The organism is Paenibacillus sp. FSL H3-0457 (genome assembly GCF_037981725.1).
Classification (GTDB): Bacteria; Bacillota; Bacilli; order Paenibacillales; family Paenibacillaceae; genus Paenibacillus; species Paenibacillus amylolyticus.
Genome location: NZ_CP150283.1, coordinates 2,110,797 through 2,127,474, shown reverse-complemented (window position 1 = coordinate 2,127,474; position 16,678 = coordinate 2,110,797). Strand labels below are relative to the sequence as shown.

General features: G+C 44.4%; 19 protein-coding genes. 6 read left to right on the top strand and 13 right to left on the bottom strand.

From position 1 onward, the window contains the following. Positions 1-95: 95 nt before the first annotated feature. The 7 genes from sufB to MHH25_RS09610 all read right to left on the bottom strand — a co-directional run bounded on the left by sufB (position 96) and on the right by MHH25_RS09610 (position 6,804). Positions 96-1,493, bottom strand: a complete 1,398-nt coding sequence (gene sufB / locus MHH25_RS09640; protein ID WP_036669904.1) for a Fe-S cluster assembly protein SufB — start codon at positions 1,491-1,493, stop codon at positions 96-98. A gap of 20 nt (positions 1,494-1,513) precedes the next feature. Continuing rightward, a complete protein-coding gene (gene sufU, locus MHH25_RS09635; RefSeq protein WP_017689537.1) occupies positions 1,514-1,945 on the bottom strand; it encodes a Fe-S cluster assembly sulfur transfer protein SufU in 432 nt (143 codons plus the stop codon). Continuing rightward, positions 1,935-3,155, bottom strand: a complete 1,221-nt coding sequence (locus tag MHH25_RS09630; RefSeq protein ID WP_017689538.1) for a cysteine desulfurase — start codon at positions 3,153-3,155, stop codon at positions 1,935-1,937. The genes sufU and MHH25_RS09630 overlap by 11 nt, the downstream gene beginning before the upstream one ends. Continuing rightward, positions 3,152-4,456: a Fe-S cluster assembly protein SufD gene (sufD, locus tag MHH25_RS09625; protein ID WP_237176150.1), complete on the bottom strand. Its 1,305-nt coding sequence runs from the start codon at positions 4,454-4,456 to the stop codon at positions 3,152-3,154. Before sufD ends, MHH25_RS09630 begins: the two co-directional genes overlap by 4 nt. 25 nt (positions 4,457-4,481) lie before the next feature. Beyond that, positions 4,482-5,264: a Fe-S cluster assembly ATPase SufC gene (gene sufC, locus MHH25_RS09620; RefSeq protein WP_036609931.1), complete on the bottom strand. Its 783-nt coding sequence runs from the start codon at positions 5,262-5,264 to the stop codon at positions 4,482-4,484. A 378-nt stretch (positions 5,265-5,642) separates the two neighbouring features. After that, positions 5,643-6,218 (bottom strand): DUF1802 family protein, encoded by a 576-nt coding sequence (locus MHH25_RS09615; protein WP_338708266.1) that lies wholly within the window; start codon positions 6,216-6,218, stop codon positions 5,643-5,645. A gap of 124 nt (positions 6,219-6,342) precedes the next feature. Further along, a complete protein-coding gene (locus tag MHH25_RS09610; RefSeq protein ID WP_017689542.1) occupies positions 6,343-6,804 on the bottom strand; it encodes a Dps family protein in 462 nt (153 codons plus the stop codon). A 296-nt stretch (positions 6,805-7,100) separates the two neighbouring features. Here MHH25_RS09610 and mtnK point away from each other — a divergent pair, with 296 nt between their 5' ends. Together mtnK and mtnA are read left to right on the top strand one after the other, a co-directional pair. Further along, on the top strand, positions 7,101-8,318 hold the full coding sequence (gene mtnK / locus MHH25_RS09605; RefSeq protein ID WP_340019884.1) for an S-methyl-5-thioribose kinase: 1,218 nt from the start codon (positions 7,101-7,103) through the stop codon (positions 8,316-8,318). 23 nt (positions 8,319-8,341) lie between these two features. Continuing rightward, a complete protein-coding gene (gene mtnA, locus MHH25_RS09600) occupies positions 8,342-9,415 on the top strand; it encodes an S-methyl-5-thioribose-1-phosphate isomerase (RefSeq protein WP_340019883.1) in 1,074 nt (357 codons plus the stop codon). Between the two features lie 127 nt (positions 9,416-9,542). Here the strand turns inward: mtnA and MHH25_RS09595 are convergent, their stop codons facing one another. The 3 genes from MHH25_RS09595 to MHH25_RS09585 form a co-directional block, all read right to left on the bottom strand. Further along, on the bottom strand, positions 9,543-9,845 hold the full coding sequence (locus MHH25_RS09595) for a DUF1805 domain-containing protein (RefSeq protein WP_017689545.1): 303 nt from the start codon (positions 9,843-9,845) through the stop codon (positions 9,543-9,545). A 214-nt stretch (positions 9,846-10,059) separates the two neighbouring features. Next, positions 10,060-10,674 carry a hypothetical protein gene (locus MHH25_RS09590; RefSeq protein ID WP_340019882.1) on the bottom strand — a complete coding sequence of 205 codons (615 nt, stop codon included), beginning with the start codon at positions 10,672-10,674 and terminating at the stop codon, positions 10,060-10,062. Positions 10,675-10,818: 144 nt separating this feature from the next. Then, positions 10,819-11,079: a hypothetical protein gene (locus tag MHH25_RS09585; RefSeq protein ID WP_340019881.1), complete on the bottom strand. Its 261-nt coding sequence runs from the start codon at positions 11,077-11,079 to the stop codon at positions 10,819-10,821. A gap of 463 nt (positions 11,080-11,542) precedes the next feature. On the opposite strand from MHH25_RS09585, the gene MHH25_RS09580 reads away from it, so the two are divergent. Beyond that, the gene (locus MHH25_RS09580) at positions 11,543-12,115 is read left to right on the top strand and encodes a hypothetical protein (protein WP_340019880.1); all 573 of its coding nucleotides are present in this window, start codon (positions 11,543-11,545) and stop codon (positions 12,113-12,115) included. Between the two features lie 124 nt (positions 12,116-12,239). On the opposite strand, the gene MHH25_RS09575 is transcribed toward MHH25_RS09580, so the two are convergent. Then, positions 12,240-12,626 (bottom strand): DUF423 domain-containing protein, encoded by a 387-nt coding sequence (locus MHH25_RS09575; RefSeq protein ID WP_017689551.1) that lies wholly within the window; start codon positions 12,624-12,626, stop codon positions 12,240-12,242. A gap of 287 nt (positions 12,627-12,913) precedes the next feature. Here MHH25_RS09575 and MHH25_RS09570 point away from each other — a divergent pair, with 287 nt between their 5' ends. Together MHH25_RS09570 and MHH25_RS09565 are read left to right on the top strand one after the other, a co-directional pair. Next, positions 12,914-13,384: a hypothetical protein gene (locus MHH25_RS09570; RefSeq protein ID WP_340019878.1), complete on the top strand. Its 471-nt coding sequence runs from the start codon at positions 12,914-12,916 to the stop codon at positions 13,382-13,384. Positions 13,385-13,490: 106 nt separating this feature from the next. Then, positions 13,491-14,339 carry a DegV family protein gene (locus MHH25_RS09565; RefSeq protein WP_036609970.1) on the top strand — a complete coding sequence of 283 codons (849 nt, stop codon included), beginning with the start codon at positions 13,491-13,493 and terminating at the stop codon, positions 14,337-14,339. A 195-nt stretch (positions 14,340-14,534) separates the two neighbouring features. On the opposite strand, the gene pdaA is transcribed toward MHH25_RS09565, so the two are convergent. Together pdaA and MHH25_RS09555 are read right to left on the bottom strand one after the other, a co-directional pair. After that, a complete protein-coding gene (pdaA, locus tag MHH25_RS09560) occupies positions 14,535-15,314 on the bottom strand; it encodes a delta-lactam-biosynthetic de-N-acetylase (RefSeq protein WP_340019877.1) in 780 nt (259 codons plus the stop codon). Positions 15,315-15,411: 97 nt separating this feature from the next. Then, positions 15,412-15,822 (bottom strand): hypothetical protein, encoded by a 411-nt coding sequence (locus MHH25_RS09555; protein ID WP_036609973.1) that lies wholly within the window; start codon positions 15,820-15,822, stop codon positions 15,412-15,414. 207 nt (positions 15,823-16,029) lie between these two features. Between MHH25_RS09555 and cysC the strand changes: the two genes are divergently transcribed. Continuing rightward, complete coding sequence (gene cysC, locus MHH25_RS09550) at positions 16,030-16,668, top strand: adenylyl-sulfate kinase (RefSeq protein WP_017689556.1); 639 nt, start codon at positions 16,030-16,032, stop codon at positions 16,666-16,668. The last annotated feature ends 10 nt before the right edge of the window (positions 16,669-16,678 follow it).

Sequence of the window (16,678 nt, the reverse complement as noted above, 5' to 3'; positions counted from 1 at the left end):
TGTTCTAGAGGGTATTCGATCACATAAAACGATATCTACCGCTTAACATCAGCAACTAGCTTCAGCTTTACGGCTTCGAAAGGCGCTGCATTGGATTAACCAATGGAACCTTCCATTTCGAATTTAATCAATCTATTCATCTCAACGGCGTATTCCATTGGCAATTCCTTCGTGAATGGCTCAATGAAGCCCATGATAATCATCTGTGTTGCTTCTGCATCAGTCAGACCACGGCTCATCAGGTAGAAGAGTTGATCTTCAGACACTTTGGATACTGTAGCTTCATGCTCCAGCATGATGTTATCATTCATGATTTCATTGTAAGGAATTGTATCTGATGTGGACTCATTATCGAGAATGAGTGTATCACACTTGATGTTGGATTTCGCGCCCTCAGCTTGACGCCCAAAGGAAGCCAAACCACGGTACGTTACTTTACCACCATGTTTACTGATGGATTTGGAAACAATCGTAGATGTTGTATCCGGAGCCAAGTGGATCATTTTCGCACCTGCATCCTGATGCTGGTTTTTACCAGCTACAGCGATGGAGAGTACGGAACCTTTAGCTCCACGGCCTTTCAGTACAACCGCTGGATATTTCATCGTCAGTTTGGAACCGATGTTACCATCGACCCATTCCATCGTTGCATTTTCTTCAGCAACCGCACGTTTCGTAACGAGGTTGTAGATGTTTGGTGCCCAGTTTTGAATCGTTGTGTAACGAACACGAGCATTTTTCTTACAGATGATCTCAACAACCGCACTGTGCAGTGAGTTCGTGCTGTAGATTGGAGCTGTACATCCCTCTACATAGTGAACGAAGCTATCTTCGTCCGCAATGATGAGTGTACGCTCGAATTGTCCCATATTCTCGGAGTTAATCCGGAAGTAGGCTTGCAGAGGTACTTCACATTTAACGCCCTTAGGCACGTAGATAAAGCTTCCTCCGGACCATACCGCACTATTCAAAGCAGCAAATTTATTATCTGCTGGTGGAATAACCGTTGCAAAATATTCACGCAGGATTTCGGGATGCTCTCTCAGAGCCGTGTCCGTATCCATGAAGATTACACCTTGGTCTTCCAATTCCTTTTGCATGTTGTGGTATACAACCTCGGACTCATACTGAGCCGATACACCTGCAAGGAACTTTTGCTCTGCTTCAGGGATACCCAATTTATCAAAAGTTTCCTTGATTTCGGAAGGAACTTCCTCCCATGTTTTACCTTGTTTCTCCGAAGCACGCACATAATACTGAATTTCATTGAAATCCAATCCGTCTAGATCTCCGCCCCATTTTGGCATTGGCATCTTTTCGAATTGTTTCAAAGATTTCAAACGGAATTCCAACATCCATTCCGGTTCATTCTTAATCTTGGAAATTTCGGTAACCACTTCTGCAGTCAGACCTTTACCGGTTTGAAAGATGGATTTGTGCTCATCGCGAAAACCATATTTGTACTCTTCCATTTCTGGTGCTTTTTTAGCCATCTTGCTCTACCTCCCTATCGTTATTGTACTTTGTTCTCTTCGTCAATCCCTTTGCGTAATGCATTCCAGGCCAGAGTGGCACATTTGATGCGTGCAGGGAACTTGTTCACACCGGATAGGGCTTCGAGATCTTCATAATCGTCGAAATCGACTTCTTCACCTTTCATCAGTGAGGAAAAACGGTTAGCGATATCGAGTGCTTGTTCCATCGTTTTGCCTTTGACGGCCTCTGTCATCATCGATGCAGAGGACATGCTGATGGAGCAGCCTTCACCCGTATATTTGGCTTCCTGGACGATTCCGTCTTTCAGCAAAATTTGCAGTGAAATCCGGTCGCCGCACGTTGGATTGTTCAAATTCACCGTGACAGCGTCATTATCAAATGTTCCGCGGTTACGCGGGTTTTTGTAGTGGTCCATTATAACACGTCTGTACAGATCATCAAGTTGCATCGCCAAAATACTCCTTTGTCTGGATTAAGGCGCTGACAAGCCGATCTACATCTTGTTCGTTATTGTATAGATAGAAGCTGGCACGAGCTGTTGAGCTAACTTCAAGCCAGCGCATTAGCGGTTGACAGCAATGGTGTCCGGCACGAATGGCTACGCCACTCGCATCCAGCACGGTTGCCACATCATGCGGATGAACATCCCCCAGATTAAAGGTAACAACACCCACATGCCGCTTGGCTGGGCCATAGATGGTTAACCCATCGATCTCGGCCAGTCGTTCTGTTGCATAAGCTGCCAGCACACTTTCATGATGTGCGATCTCATCCATACCAATCTGCTCCAGAAAATCAATGGCAGCTCCCAACCCTACCGCACCTGCGATAATCGGGGTTCCACCTTCGAACTTCCAGGGAAGCTCTTTCCAGTTGGATTCGTACAGACCCACATCATCAATCATTTCACCACCGAACTCAATGGGTTCCATGGACTCCAGCAGCGCCTTTTTGCCGTAGAGTGCACCGATTCCGGTTGGTCCGCACATTTTATGACCGGATAATGCATAGAAATCACAGTCCAGATCCTGAACGTCCACCTTCATGTGAGGTGTGCTTTGTGCGCCATCAACAACGATGACAGCACCATTGCGGTGTGCAATTTCAGCAATTTGTTTCACTGGATGGATCAGACCCATAACATTGGATACATAAGCGATTGCTACAATTTTAGTATTGTTCGTAATCGTCTTCTCAACATCAGCCAATTCAATATGACCGTCAGGCTGAAGCGGAATGTATTTCAATGTTGCACCTGTCTCCTTGGCAACTTGCTGCCAAGGAATCAGATTACTATGGTGCTCCATTTGCGTGATAACAATTTCATCGCCTTCTTTGCAATTGGCGCGGGCGTACGATGAAGCCACTAGATTGAGGGCTGTCGTTGTACCGCGAGTAAAGATAATCTCCTGTGTACGGCGGGCATTGATAAACTTGGCTACCTTCTCACGTGCGCCTTCGTAAGCGTCCGTTGCACGGCTTCCAAGGGTATGAACACCTCGGTGTACGTTGGAGTTCTCATACTCATAATAATGTTTGACTGCTTCAATCACAGCATGAGGCTTCTGTGAAGTTGCAGCACTATCTAAATATACGAGCGGGTGTCCGTTAATTTCCTGGTGGAGGATCGGGAACTGCTCGCGAATGGACGGGTTCATTGTCCCAGCTTCTTCTCAATCAGGGACTGCAATTGGGTGCGCAGTGCTTCCAGAGGAATATCCGCCACCACCGGAGCCAGGAAGCCATAGATGATCAGGCGTTCGGCATCCGTACGGTTAATTCCGCGCGACATCAAGTAATGAATCTGCTCGGCATTGACTTGACCAACAGAAGCCGCGTGACCTGCTGTTACATCATCTTCATCAATAAGGAGGATTGGGTTCGCATCTCCACGTGCTTTAGGGCTCAGCATCAACACTTTCTCTGTCTGCTGTCCATCGGCTTTGGTAGCGCCTTTCTCAATCTTCGTGATGCCGTTGATGATTGCAGAAGCTTCTTCACGCATAACTGCACGTGTAATCATCTGACTTGGTGTATTCTTGCCGAAGTGACGAGCTTCTGTGGTGTAGTTGATTTTCTGCGAACCGGAACCTACAGCGATGACTTTAGAATCAGAACTTGATCCATTGCCTTTCAGCACGGTCATCGTGTTGCTCGCTGTGTCGCCATTGTTCATTTCGCCTACAATCCACTCGATGGAAGCATCATTCTCCAACACTGCACGACGGAATGAAACATCAGTTACATTTACACTCAGTTGATGAACCGATGCGAAACGTACTTTAGCACCAGATTTTGCGAATACTTCCACAACACCATTATGGAAAACAGGTGCGGACAATTCGCCAGATACATAGTTATCAACATAAGTTACTGAACTGTTTGCTTCTACAACAACAAGCACGTGAGGTGCAAACGTTGCAGATGCGTCGTCCGTAAGCAACACTGCTTGCAGTGGTACTTCGATTTCGACATTTTTCGGAACATACAGGAAGACCCCGCCATTCCAAAGTGCCGCATGCAATGCAGCGAGGGAATGCTCATCCGCTTTAACTGCTGTGTTCAGATATTGTTTTACCAGATCGCCATGTTCGCGAACCGCTGTAGCCAGATCCGTGAAGATAACTCCTTTTGCTGCCAGATCAGCAGACACCTTGGAGTATACCGTACCGGAATTGCGCTGGATAACCAGACTGCCTTCAGCTTGATCCTGAACCAGATCTTTGATAGAAGCAGGTACTTCTGTCAAAGAAGAAATAGCTTCACTTGTTTTATATGTTCCGTACTCGCTGACATTCCAGCGTTCGATTTTTTGTTTTTCCAGTTTAGGAAGCGCAAGCCCGCTCGCAAGCTTTAAAGCTTCAAGCCGCTGTTCGGTCAACCAGCCGGGTTCATTGTTGCTTTCCGACAAGGCGCGAAGCGCTTCAGATTCAACCGGAAGAATTGTTTGTGTAGTCATTAATTAATCCTCCTCCGTTTTGTCTTTACGCTTCTTGGCCTACAGTTTCGTCTGTAATTCCCAGCTCTGCCTTTACCCAGTCATACCCTTCCGCTTCCAAACGGTGAGCCAATTCAGGTCCGCCGGATTTCACGATACGACCTTGCATCATTACGTGAACATAGTCAGGCGTAATGTAGTTCAACAGACGTTGGTAGTGAGTGATGATCAGGAAGCCACGGTCTTCGCTCTTCATAGCGTTCACACCGTCAGCCACGATTTTCAAAGCATCGATGTCCAGACCGGAGTCAATTTCATCAAGTACTACGATTTTCGGATCAAGCAACATCATTTGCAGAATCTCGTTACGTTTTTTCTCACCACCGGAGAAACCTTCATTCAGGTAACGGTGAGCGAACTCAGGGTTCATGTCGAGTTCTTTCATTTTACCTTCCATTTGACGAATGAACTTGATCAGGGAGATCTCGTTACCTTCGCCACGACGTGCGTTAATTGCACTACGCAAGAAGTCGGAGTTCGTAACACCTGCAATTTCACTTGGGTATTGCATAGCCAGGAAGAGACCTGCACGTGCGCGCTCATCTACAGCCATATCCAATACATCTTCACCATCAAGTGTAATTTTACCGTCTGTTACTTCATATTTAGGGTGACCCATCAAGGCAGAAGCCAGAGTGGATTTACCTGTTCCGTTTGGTCCCATGATTGCGTGGATTTCTCCACCTTTCATTTCCAGGTTGATGCCTTTCAGGATTTCCTTACCTTCGATCGTCGCTTTCAGACCTTCAATGACGAAATTCGTAGCCATGTGTATTGTTTCCCTCCATTGATTAAATTGATGTTTACTGTCGAAAAAGAAAAAGCGCCTATTATATCTGAACAGGGCTTCCCCTGAATTTCTCCTGTACTCGAATCTTCAAGCAAGAGCACTTTAGAATAATTCTAAACTGATTCTCAATGATAATCAAGTCATTTCCTAAGAACCTTTGTCCCTTGCATGAAACCTTATTCTTTCTGATTCTATAGTAAAAGACAAATTGAATCAAATCAGAAAACATCTTAAGCACAAATGCACAGTGAGAAAAATCACAGCAATTCAAGCTTTTATGTCATCTGCTGTACACTAATCTAAAAAAAGGACTCATCCATATTATGGACAAGTCCCTCCGTTAAATAACGTTACCATTTACAATTTGAGCATCTCGTTAATCTTCTGTACCTGTTCGTCAAAATCCGCAACGTCCACCACCGGCGTCATTTCGCGCAGCACCGGACCATTCGGAATAGAAATCCATGAACGGCAACCATTATATTCAGGCAGTACGGGGATTTCCATCGGTTCTTTCAAAAGGTACACACGTAAAATCAATACATGGAGCGGATCTTTGCGTTTCCATTTCAAACGATCTTCGGCAAAATCCGCTGTCCACATATGAAAGTCAAGAAGTCGATCCAGCATCTCCTGATCTCGTATCTCCAGATCCTGCGTTACTTCGGCATATGCAGTAATACGGATTGTCGAAGCTTCGGGCACCCATTCGGCCAGTGATTCTTCAACATAGGATTGATCCGAGGACTTAATCAGTTCTTTACGCTGATGTTCATAAGTCGGATACAGATAAAACGCTGGACTTTTCAGCTCAAAATGTCGGGTTTCCTCTACAATGCCACCTTTGCGCATCACCATAATCTGGCGACCCGTTTCCAGTGCTTTGATTGCAGAAGCCCATTCTTTTAAAGCCGGTATCGTTGGTTCTAACATAAGCGGTCCCCTCCCCTATCGTTCTTGTCAGCAGTATAGACGCTCAGGGCGTTTCTGACAACATGATCCGGGCTCAGAAAGCTTACGTAAGAGACCATTTGTATTAGGCAAAATCTTACCTATATTAACCCAGGAAAGAGCGAAGCATCCACATGTGTTTCTCCAGGTCAGCCTTAAAGCCTGTCAGCATATCGGATGTTGGTTGATCTTCAGCTGCATCTGCAACTTCGATACCTTCCTGATATTCATTCGAAAGTGTAGCGAAGTCCTCGATCAGGTTTTGCACCATTGTTTTTGCGTCTTCTCCGCCTGCTGCTTCCTGGATAGAGGAAAGCTCCAAATACTCTTTCATTGTAGCCGCTGGGCTACCTTTCAGCGTAAGGATACGCTCTGCGATTTCATCCATTTGTACTGTAACTTCGTTGTAGAACTCTTCGAATTTCACATGCAACGTGAAGAAGTTAGGTCCTTTAACGTACCAGTGATAGTTATGAATTTTGACATACAATACGTTCAGGTTAGCTACCTGACGATTAAGTACTTGTTCCACCGATTTTGCTTGATCTGTTTTGTTTTTTGTAGCCATATTAATCCCATCCTTTATTTAAAATTAGTCTGTCATGCCATGATAAGCAGGTTGTCCCGCAATGCATAACAGAGAGTTAATAGTGTGTCACCACATGTAGTGGAGAGGCTTGTTAACGGCGTTTCTCTCAACCGTCCGGCCTATTTGTTTTTACCCTTGAACCGGAAGTTCGAATCAGGATCGACTTGACTTGTCTCAAAAAAAAGTTCAAAAACCGCGTTATTTCCGATATACTGACATATACCAAGCAAAGAAGTGGGTTTTCCTGTTTCTTCATATATATGGAGGTGGCACCTTTGTCCCAATATCGCCCGTTTACCCCCCAGGATGCAATTGAACTGGCCAAAACATTACCGGGTCCATTTGCGGCAGATGCAAATCTGGATTGTCACGAGATCGGCGATGGCAATCTGAATTTGGTATTCCACATCACGGATCAGAACTCCGATAAAAGTATCATTATCAAACAGGCGCTTCCTTATGCGAAAGTGGTTGGAGAATCATGGCCGCTCTCTCTGGTACGTGCCCGCATTGAACGTGAGATTCTGCAGGAAGAGTATCGTCTGTGTCCAGGGATGGTACCCGAAGTGTATCATTACGATGATGACCTTGCGTTAACGGTTATGGAAGATCTGAGTGATCATGTGATCATGCGTAAAGGCCTGATCGAAGGTGTTTCCTATCCTCTTTTTGCACAGCATATCGGGGAATTCATGGCAAGAACGTTGTTCTTCACATCAGACTTGGGCATGGATCAGCAATTGAAGAAGGAACAACAGGGCAGATTCATTAATCCGGACCAATGCAAAATAACGGAGGATCTGATCTTTGATGAACCCTACCGGATCGCTGAGAAAAATAATTATGATGTTTCCATTGAGGACGAGGCTGAAGCCCTCCGCACAGATGGAGTGCTTCACCTTGAAGTCGCATTACTACGGGAAAAATTCCTGACACATGGGCAGGCATTGCTTCATGGAGATCTGCATACAGGCAGTATTTTTGTTACACCTGAATCAACCAAGGTCATCGATCCCGAATTTGCATATTACGGCCCCATGGGATTTGATGTCGGTGCAGTCCTAGCGAACCTGCTCTTGAATTACGCATCCCTGCCAGGATGGATTCAGGATGAGACTGCTTTGCGTGAGCGTGAGACGCTTTTGCTGAATATGGTTCGTGATGTATGGACTGAATTCGAATCTCGTTTCCGTGCCCTCTGGGTTAATGACCTCGTTGATCCGATGGCAAAAACGCCAGGGTATCAGGATCTATATGTGCAACAATTGTTTAGAGATTCCATTGGCTTCGCAGGTGCCAAAATGGTTCGTCGTATCGTGGGACTCGCTCACGTGGCGGATATAGATACCATTCCAAATGCGACTGAACGTGAACATGCTCAGCGTAAATCATTGGCCATTGGTAAAGCACTGATCAAGAACAATCGTTGCTTGAATACCATCGGCGAAGTACTGGATATTGTATCCACAGCTGTTACTACTACTAAGGTTTAACATAAGGAACGGAGGAACCACCCATGACAACCCCTGAATATCAGCCTCTGTCCTCTCTCATCTGGAAAAAGGACAAGCTTGAAATGCTTGACCAGCGTCTGCTGCCCGAAACGATCCTCATGTTGAAATTGTATACACCCGAGGAAGTATGGGAATCCATCCACTCCATGAAAGTACGTGGTGCTCCGGCGATTGGTATTGCTGCTGCATTTGGTGTTGTATTGGGTGCCAAATCATATGACGGAACAACCGTTCAAGGTTGGTTGGACCACGTGAAATCCATATGTGCTCATCTGGCTACTTCCCGACCAACAGCGGTGAACCTTTTCTGGGCACTGGATCGCATGATGCAAAAAGCAAATGAGGTCGTTGAATCCGGCCTGAGCCTAGATGAGGGCAATGATGCTCTTGAAGTAGAAGCTCTGTTGATTCAGAAAGAAGACGAAGAAGTATGCCGCATGATCGGCGAGAATGCACTGCCTTTATTCGAAGATGGTATGGGTGTGCTCACTCACTGTAACGCAGGCGGACTAGCTACGGCGAAATACGGTACGGCAACTGCTCCAATGTATCTCGCAAAGGAACGTGGCATTCACCTGAAAGTATTTGCAGACGAAACTCGTCCTGTACTTCAGGGTGCACGCCTGACTGCTTTTGAGCTACAGCAAGCCGGCATAGACGTTACGTTGCTCTGTGATAACATGGCAGGCATGGTCATGTCCAAAGGCTGGATTCAAGCCGTTATCGTCGGAACAGATCGTGTTGCTGCCAATGGTGACGTAGCAAACAAAATCGGAACATACAGCGTGGCTGTGCTTGCCAAAGCTCACAATATTCCGTTCTATGTAGCCAGCCCATTGTCGACTATCGACTTGTCCACTCCATCCGGGGACCTGATTCCGATTGAAGAACGCGCTGCGGAAGAAGTGACCGAAGGATTTGGTAAACGTACAGCACCGCAAGGTGTTAAAGTATACAACCCAGCATTTGACGTAACGCCTAACGAATATGTAACAGCTATTATCACGGAAAAAGGCGTTGTTCGCGCACCTTTCCAAGAAAATCTAGCTGCCTTGTTCGCGAAGGAAGAAGCTTAATTTAATAAGAGTATTCAAGAAGAGATTGTCGTGTATAGCGTTAGTACTTACGATGTGCCAGGCTCTGTATTAGAACGCTAAGACGCTAAAGAAGGGCTTCCCATATGGGGAGCCCTTTTGTTAGTGCTTAGATCATTTTCAACAAAGCCTCTACACCCGTCATGCCAACCGTAATGCCCATGGCCTCGGCTTCTGTTGTCACCGACTCCATAGGTGCATGCAACAATTGCTCCAGTGTACGCACACCAACCGCCCGAGCCGCAATAATTTTACGATCCCCGAGCTTCTCATTAAGTAATCCCACGTCGAGTGCTCCGCACATGATATATCCTTTGGATGTGTTAATAGTCAACAACGTTGTTTTGGGCAGCTTGACTTCTACCCCTACCAATACATGCTCTCCAACTACAATGGGCTCCATCGTCACCATAATTTCCCGATCCACCTCCTCTTCCACAGGTCACGATAATTGTATGCCTCATTCTGGATTGTCGTGTGGACACCAGCCGTGTTTGAGAAAATGTAGGTACTTACAGTTCAAATATACTGTTGGTAAGTCTTTTCGCAGACTTAGATAGTAGAACTGAGCTTTCAGTGAAATATAAAAAGCCACCTCAGAAATGAGGCAGCTCTCATAATAATCATTAATATTTTTGAGCGTCTATAAGTTCATCAAGGTCATACTTTAAATTATTATCCGTGTATATTACTCTAAGCCTTACAGCATCAGTAACCCTAGCCAACATTAAACTAATGCTGGTTTTTTTCTTGTCAATTATCCAATTAGATTCAAGAGCAATAGCACCCGAGACTAAATCTTTTTCTACGTCTTCACTATCATAAAGTACTCGTTTCCCACTTGGAGTTAAACCATCTTTGAAGTTAATTGAACCATCATATTCATCAAAGAGATCACGTTTTATGCTGAAGTATTTATAGTACTTATCCATAGTGGTTTTACTAGAATCATTAGGATAAATCTCGTATACTGCACGTACTAATTTGTTTTTGTAAAATATGTATACTAGTTTTGCGTTTACTCTGAATCCCGTTGTTTTGTATTCCAGTAGCGAGATATCCTTGATTTTGGTTGTATCTAACAATTTCGACTTCTCTTTCTTTTTAACCTGATTGACTGTCATTCCCCAATTGACATTTTTAAAATCATACTTAGTAGCTGCTGTTGCTGGTGCGGGTGCATATGTAGTTGAAACGACAAACAATAGTAAAACTAAAAACGATAAAACCAACTTCTTCATACGTAGACCTCGTTTCCTAAATTATGGAATGATTATACCATGCCAAAAGGAGTGGGTCTATGGGATTCGATAGAAGGGATTAGAACGCAGGGGAATAAACACTAATAAAAGCCCCCACCCAAGGTGAGTTGAATTGGGCCTACCTTATAACGTATGCTCATCATTCTTTAATCGCCTTATCTCCGTTAAATCTCTTCTAATCCCCAGTACTCGTCTATGAAGTACACTGCGGTCCATTGATTCAGCTACCAACTTTTTGAGCTGGACATCCAATTCAATTAATGGCTCCTGCGCTAGTTTCTTTTTATGTATTGGTTTAACTTGAACTTTTGTAGTTTCAGGCTTGACAGGCTTCAATCTTTTCTGCTTCATAATCTGTTCAAATACACTGTCCTCTTGATGCATGGTCTTCATTCCTTAATGTGTGATGAGCCTATTGTAACATAATAACGAGAAGACAGTTGTTAAACGTCAGAGTGCAAACAATTAAAGTGGGCATGAGATGAATGTTGTCTCATACGGGTTCATTATTTACATGTACCAGCGCTTTGAGACTCTAGTCCAAAATGAGATACGATAAGTTGCTCCACACATGCCAATCCGTGCTCTCCAACAATAATGGACTGCATCGGTCAACAAATTTCCCGATCCACCTCCTCTTCCACAGGTCACGAATGTTGTTTCCCTCATTCTGGATTGTCTTGTGGACCCCTTCTAAAAGTCGTGAATAATAAGGTTTATTGTGATATTCACCCAATTGTTCCGGCATATTTCTGCGTCTCTAGCACTATGATAATTTCCTTTTTAATGATATAGTGAATTGAAGCGTTTTTTTGAGCTGACATAATTTTTAACGGGGCTGGGATGAATGAAAGAAACCTTATCCAATCAAGAGGACATCGGCTTTTTATTTAATGTCGATATACTTATTAAGAGCCGCTCAAATGCATTGGCACTGCAGTCCCTGTTGGAGTTCATAAACAATGAAGAACAAATTGCGGACTTTCGGATTCAATCCGGCATAGAGCTAGGCAAAATTATTGAAGCGACACTCCAGTCCAAGAAGGACTCTTTCGTCACACTTCACAACGAACGCAAAAAAGCCAACGCAGCACAGAAGGCGTCCACTGCAGCTCAGACACCTGCCTCACCTGCTCCAGTCAAAACACAGAATCTACAAGAACAATCGGTTAGCGAGAAAAAGCCTGCCACCCAAACATCCAATGTTTCCGATGGAAACTCGTTTGACGCGTGGATTGACACGCTCATTAAAGAGAATAAACTCACCCGTATTGTTGTCAATAACAAAAATGGTAAACATCAGAGCATTCCTTGCCGTATTCTGAATTTTGATCGTGATACCAGTATTGTGAGCATCTACCATGTCGATGAAAAACAGGTGTATACGTTCCGAACCAATGAAATCGATGAGTTTCTTTAACTAACTTCATCAGATTAAAACAAAAAGCAACTTGCGTTAGAATGACGGGACATTCTAACGCAAGTTGCTTTTTTAGTTCAATGGTTCATGTAGGATTGAACCCTCCGAGATTTATTTGGACCGATCAGGAGCGATCCTTACCTCGCTGCCATACATCTAATGCCAATAACAACCATCCGGCAATAAAGGCTACCCCACCAATCGGTGTGATGGCACCCAGAATCTTGATGCCAGAAATACTAAGCACATACAAACTGCCCGAGAACACGATAATTCCGATAAACAACAGACGCGCTGCCCACTTCAGTTTTGTCGATGCTCCAAGTTGACCAGCCGTCAAGCCAATAATGAGCAAAGCCAATGCATGAATCATGTGATATTGCACACCTGTCTCATATGTAGCTATGGCCGCCGGCCCAATCGTATCCTTGAGCATGTGAGCACCAAACGCACCAATCGCCACCGACAGCATGGTCATTACAGCTCCAAGCATCATCCATCTTCGTTGCATATAAGTTCTCTCCCTTAATTCAACTACACTTCACACCTATTATTGTAGCGAATCCACTCCTCCTTTACCAGTCGGGACAGAGCTTCAAAGATCATATGTCTGTTTATACTTAACAATCCTATCCCTGCCCTATAAATTGTAGGAAACAAGCGTAAATCCTTGATTTTTATCGATATTTATGGAAAAGTAAACAGGTATGTAATCGTTGTATTTTAAAAGGAGAATCATTACTCATCGATTAGGTTAATAACACTCAGTACGATGATTAAGGGAGGCAAGTCAACATTATGGATAATCGCGATTCCTATAATTCAGGTTATAACAACACGGATCAGAATCCTGGCCATGTAGATCCATACAATAACAATGGGTATGAAGCATACCCGCCAGATCATGAGAGGCAACCAATGGTACCACTGAAACATTCCGGACCTGGGATCGCCAGCTTTGTCATTGGATTGGTTGCAATCTTGGGTTATATTCTGATATTCTTTATTGCCACCATGGCTGTAAACGAGTCCATCGGAGTTCTAACCCCGTTGCAGACAGAAGAGATCGCCTTGCATCCAGCAGTGGTTCTGGCTTCATTAGCCATCCTGGTCTGCCTGATTCTCAATCTGGCCGGAGGCATCGTCGGAATTATTGGTCTTGTCCTCAAGAATCGAAAGAAAGTTTTTGCCATTATCGGAACCATATTAAATGGGATCATGATTCTGTTATTCGTTGGACTTATCTTGGTAGGCATGACGCTGATGTAACGCTTTGCATCAGCGTCATGTTTCCTTATAATTAAAATGAATGGGTTTACACATAAGTATAATCTATATTTTTTTGCCAAAATCATTGTTTTCAAAGGAGATTGACATGTCACGAATCAAAATTTTTGCGGACAGCACAAGTGATCTGGCTCCAGAATGGATCCAGCAGCACGATATCGGTATCATCCCCTTATATGTCGTGTTCGGTGAAGAATCACTGAAAGACGGTGCTGAGATTAAGCCTGAACAGCTATATGAACGTGTTAGCCAAGATGGGCGTCTTCCCAAAACGGCTGCACCTTCCCCCGCTGATTTCATAACGGCATTTCAACCTTACATAGATCAAGGGGATGAGATTTTATATATCAGCTTATCTTCTGAACTTTCCTCTACCTATCAAAATGCACGACTAGCGAGTTCCGAGTTCCCGGAAGGTCGAATTTCGGTCATTGACTCACAGAATCTCTCATCAGGAATTGCGCTGATGGTGATGAAAGCTGTACATGCTGCTGATAAAGGGCAAAACCTGACTCAGATTACACACCTGATTGAGGCGATGAAATCAAATGTACGCACGGAGTTTGTCATCGATACACTGGAGTATCTGCATAAAGGTGGACGCTGTTCGGGCATGCAGAATCTGATTGGAAGCCTGTTGAAGATTCGTCCTGTCATCCGGGTAACAGATGGCAAGATGGCACCTGCCTATAAAGTGCGCGGCAAACGGGAAAAAGCTCTGGAACAAATGCTGAATAATACGCTCAGCCAGAAGGATCAGATCGATCCAGACCTGCTGATTGTTGTGCACACCATGGCTGAAGAGGATGCGCTTGACTTGCAGAAGTCTTTGCAGGAACAGACGGGTGCCCGCGTGGAACTGACCACTGCTGGTTGTGTAGTATGCAGTCACTGCGGCCCGAAAACGATTGGAATCATCTATAATACTGTTTTATAGTATTACACGTTACATCGTATCGTATTACCCAATCCTTTCTTCTAAATCTGTATGTGGTACATCCAATACTTGGACTGGCATACCGTTATAAACAAAAAAGGGCATTCCGAGCTTAAACGCTCAGGATGCCCTTTAATATTTTTGCTAAACTTTTGAATGACCTACATTTGGTCCATTGCTCATTATGATAATGGATCAATAACTTTTGGTCCGCAGATCATCCAGACTTTTGAATGCATATCCTTGCTTGCGGGCCTCATCAATAATGGAACCCAGAGCTTCCGTGTTATCTTTGGATACCGAATGAAGCAAAATGACAGCGCCCGGATGGAGTTGTTTCAACACCTGTTGATGAGCATATTGTGCGCCACGCTGCACATTCGTATCCCAATCTTTATAAGCAACAGACCAGAACACATTCACATACCCTTGGGCATGACTCTCTGCAAGCGTACGATTGTTAAAAATTCCACGCGGTGGCCGTAAAAAGGTCGCTTGTTGACCGGTCAGCCGATTGACCTCCGTCTTGACCCTCTCAAGTTCCTCTCTAAGCTTTTCATTGGAGATGCGGGTCATGTCCGGATGACTCCATGAATGATTACCGACAATATGACCTTCAGCCGCCATACGTTTGACCAACTCAGGCTGATCTTTCAGATAATGACCTGTCACAAAGAAAGCCGCTGGCACCTTCTTGGTACGCAAAACATCCAGTATGGCAGGTGTGAATCCATTCTCATACCCGTTATCAAACGTGAGATACAATTCCTTCTGTTTTGTATCCCCCAGGAAAATGGCATCGTTATGTTGTAAGATTGATTTGAAGCCTTCCTGATCAATGGAGGGCAGTTGACCGTTTTGACTTTTTTTGAAGCCAAAGTGATACGCTCCGGTAACCGGTGATGCTTCAGTCTGTGCCGGTACCATACTGATGGATAACAGTCCCAACAGTATATATAGAACCATTCGCTTCATTCTATCCGCTCCTGTTCCTGAAAAATTCGGTTAGTCGTTTGCACACACGAACACCTTCAGGTAATATGCCACAGGAACGGCTAATGTATGTAAATCATTAACGATCGAAACGTTTATTTTCAGGTTGTGGCGGAGATTGATGGAACAATTCAAGTAAGGTCTGAGGTTTGCCACTGGAAGCAAGCCATTCCCTCACGGTCTGTATAGCACGGGTCTGTCCATCTCCCCGATCACGCCATGTAAGCAACTCGATAACTTTGATAATCAAGGCCGACATATTGTGATTATCCAGTTCGGACCGCTCTGCCCTCAGCTTGTGATACAAAGCCTCCTGCTCCCAATCCAGTAGAATCTCATCACCTATGGTTGGCTTCAAAAGTGTATACGCTCTGTCACAACCCTTACAACGAACCGTGCTGACCTGTTCATCTATAAATTCCGCTCGGATATCCTGTTGGCAATCCGGGCATTTGAACCCAACTTGTATGTTTTGTATGTTTTTATTCATGACATTGTTCCTCCTGCGATGTGAGCATTTTGCATCATTTGATTCAAAATACTCCTTGGATATATGCATAATGCTTATGTATGTACTACATCTATACCCGATATTTTGTCGATTCACGCTTATTTTGAAGAAATCTGTAAGGTGCTATAATCTTGTAAATATGTTAAAATATTATACATATCATGGTAGGGAAAAGGCGGGATACTCATGTCGAAGGAAGAGCGCAACATAACCTGGCAATCATCCAGCATCAACAGGCAAGACCGGGAGAAGCATAATGGGCACCATAGTCGTGCCATATGGTTTACCGGGTTATCAGGTGCAGGAAAGTCATCCCTTGCATTTGCCCTGGAGCAGTATCTCTACGATCAAGGCGTACGCTGTTATGTTCTGGACGGGGATAATGTACGTCATGGACTGAACCGTGATCTCGGTTTTACAGCAGGGGATCGTCAAGAAAATCTGCGGCGAATTGGTGAAGTATCGAAGTTAATGGTAGATGCCGGGTTGTTTGTACTTTCGGCTTTTATCTCTCCTCATGAACAGGATCGGGAGATGGTTAGACAGTTATTTGAACCAGATGATTTCATTGAAATCTATGTGCGCTGTTCAATTCAAGAATGTGAGCGTCGTGATCCAAAGGGTCTATACAAAAAAGCACGCAATGGTGACATCCCGCATTTCACAGGCATTTCCGCCCCCTATGATGTACCCAAATCTCCTTCATTTATCATCGATACAGAGCAGTGGTCCATTGAGGAAGCCGTGCAAGAGATCGTACAGCATTTGGAGCAGATCGGTGCTCTTCAACTGCCGCTTCCTACGAAAACAGCCCTCGTTCATTAATTCTTGCTCA